Annotated in this window: 2 pseudogenes and 1 riboswitch; both pseudogenes read left to right on the plus strand. The window is 61.4% G+C overall.

The features are described from left to right. The first annotated feature begins 69 nt into the window (after positions 1-69). Positions 70-268: riboswitch (cobalamin riboswitch) on the plus strand. Between the two features lie 112 nt (positions 269-380). Next, positions 381-2,742, plus strand: a pseudogene (locus AC5ZG5_RS45845) (TonB-dependent receptor). Positions 2,743-2,754: 12 nt separating this feature from the next. Then, positions 2,755-2,985, plus strand: a pseudogene (locus tag AC5ZG5_RS45850) (PepSY domain-containing protein); the annotation flags it as partial. Positions 2,986-3,059: the final 74 nt, after the last annotated feature.

Genomic DNA, 3,059 nt, shown 5'->3' on the forward strand with positions numbered 1-3,059 from the left:
GCTGGTCCCTCCTGAACAGCTCCCCGTCTTGGAAATCCCAAACCAATCAGTCAAAACCTCTGTGTAGAGGTACTAGATGCTTTCGACGGTTTCCCCTTTGGGGATGAAAAGGGAATGCGGTGCGGGAGACTTTCCCAATGCCGCAGCTGCCCCCGCAACTGTGAGCGGAGAATCCTTCGTCACGAGCCACTGGGCACTCGGTCCTGGGAAGGCGACGAAGAGGTAATGACCCGCAAGCCAGGAGACCTGCCGTCAGCCGTTGTCACACGCGAAAATGTCGGTCGGGGAGGACAGACATTGCTTCACTTCAGGTCGACGAGGCCGAGAGCGGGACTTGGTTCGCTGTGACGTGCCACTGACGTCATACCGAGGTCCGAACCATGTCTTCCGCCCGTGCCGGCCTGCCGCGCGAATTCTTGCTCGCGTCCAGCGTTCTCATATCGTTTGCTTCCATCGATCTTTCTGAAGCCTTGGCGCAGCAGGCCCGCGATCCCTTGCCGCCAATCGAGGTCTCGCCGCCCGTCGATCAGTCCCGCAAACCGGCCAAGCCTGCGGGGCGCGACGGGCGTGTTGCCCGCCGCGCGGCGCCGAATAGAACCGCTACGGCGCCGGCAGACCAGAAGCCGAGCGTGCAAGCCACAGCTCAGACGCCGCTCAACACCAATGTGGTTGCCGAAAGTGCGTCGCGGCTCGGCCTGACCGTGCGCGAAGTGCCTGCAACCGTCGAGGTGATTTCGGCGCAAACGATCCGCGAGCAGGGCTATCGGACGGTCTCAGAGACGTCCCAAGGCGCCGTCGGCGTGACATCCGGTGACAATCCTGCTCAGCCATCCGCCTTCTCGATGCGCGGCTTCACCAACAGCCAGATCAACGTGCTCTATAACGGCATCAAGATCGGTCCCCAGAACATGACCTCGCGTGTCATGGACACGGCCAATCTGGAGGCCGTGGAGTTTTTGAAGGGCCCGGCCTCGGTCATGTCGGGCGAGGGGGCCAGTGGCGGCGCGGTCAATTTCGCGACCAAGCAGCCGCACACCGGGTCGATCCTGAACGAGGCGTACTTCTCCTATGACTCGCTGAACTCGTTCCGCAGCTATTACGGCTCCGGCGGCAGCACCAACGTTCAGGGCCTGGACTACCGCTTCGACATCAGCCGCTCGTCGCTCAACGGTTTTGTCGACGACACCAACACCAAGACGCTGGATCTGTCGGCCCAGCTCAACTACCGCATCTCGGACAATCTCAAGATCTGGGGCGCGATCGAATACAGGGAAGATCGCTCGAAGGCCTATTGGGGCGTGCCGCTGGTCCCGATCGCCTTCAGCGGTTCCCATGCCACGACCGGCATCGTCTCGGGAAATTACGTCTCTAACTACAACGGCTCGAATCTCGGGCCCGTCACCATCGACGATCGCACCTTCAACACACAACTACAATGTGCTGGACAATCGCAACGTGGCGCAGGAGGTGTGGCTGCGCGGCGGCTTCGAGCTCAAGTTGGGCGCCGGGCCTGACCTTGAAGAGCCAGGCCTATGGTTACGGCGCTGAGCGCGAATGGCTCAACAACGAGGTAGAGGCGTTCAACGCCAATTTGAACCTGGTCGATCGGGAGCGCTTCTATGTGGCGCATCGCCAGAGGCTCGTCGGAAACGTCACCGATCTGACCTGGGACACAAATATTGCCGGCCTGGACAATCGGCTCGTCACGACGTTTGCGGCAAGCGACCTCGATTTCGTCCGGCCGGGCGCGGCCAATTTCCCGCATGATCTCGTCGCGCTCGTTGATCCCGCGCGCGGCTACTATGGCCTACTGACGACCCAGCAGCAGACGGCGCGCATCGGCAACGAGTCGTTGTCGTTCGAAGATCGCCTGAAGATCACGCGAAACTTCGCGCTGGTCGGCGGCCTGCGTGTCGAGCATATTGGCCTCGACCGCAATTCGACCAACGTGAATGGTTTCGAGAAGGCGGGCTTCCCGTTCTCAAAATCCTGGACGCCGGTGACAGGCCGCATCGGCTACACCTGGGAAGCCATCCCTGGCATGACCTTCTTCAGTCAGTACGCCACCGGGGCGGATGTGTCGGCCAACAACATCTTCCTGCTCGGGCCGCTTCAACCGCTCGATCTGACAACCTCACGCACCTATGAGACAGGCGTGAAGCATCTGTTGTGGGACAACCGGGCAGAGTGGTCGTTTTCAGCCTTCGACATCCAGCGCAAGAACGTCTACGCAGCAGCCGGCGGCATGTAGCTCAACATTGCCGGACGGCAGGAATCGAAGGGCGTGGAGCTTGCCGCGTCCGTGCGCCTGACGGAAGCTTTGCGGCTGTGGGGCAACATCGCCTATGTCGATGCGCGCTACGCCGACTATAATTTTGCCGGCGGTTCGTTCTCCGGTAATACGCCACCGAACGTGCCGCGCGTCGTCGCCAATGCAGGTGCGGCTTACCGCTTCTTCACGCCCTGGCCGGTGGAACTCGGCGTCATCGGCCGTCACGTCGGCGACCGCTACAACACCGATGCGAACACCGTGACGCTGAATGCCTACACCGTTGCCGACGTCTATGCTTTCGTCGACATCCCGAAATTGGTGTTCTCTGCGGTCGAGCAGACCCGGCTGACATTCCGGGTGCGAAACATCACGGACAAGCGTTACGCGATCTGGGCGATCCGTTTTATCCAGATCAGGTCTTGCTGGGGGCGCCTCGGACATATGAGGTCTCCGCCGCGTTCAAGTGGTGAGGCGCTGATAACATGATGGGCGCAATGGTCCTGCTGCATCGCTGGCTCGGCATCGCGTTCTGCCTCCTGTTCGCGATGTGGTTCGCAACCGGCATCGTCATGCACTTCGTTCCGTTTCCGGCGCTGACGGAAGCGGAGCGTTTTGCCGGCCTTGCGCCCATCGATGGCGCGCGTGTGACGATCGATCCGGCGGAGGCCCTCCAGGCCAGCGGGATCGCGGATGCGGCGCGCATTCGCCTGGTACCCGGAATCAGAGCTGAGTGATACGGCGCCCTGTGAAGCGGCGTTGACGGACCTTTTTCTTGGTCCAGACGAAG

Source organism: Bradyrhizobium sp. Ses1 (genome assembly GCF_059512365.1).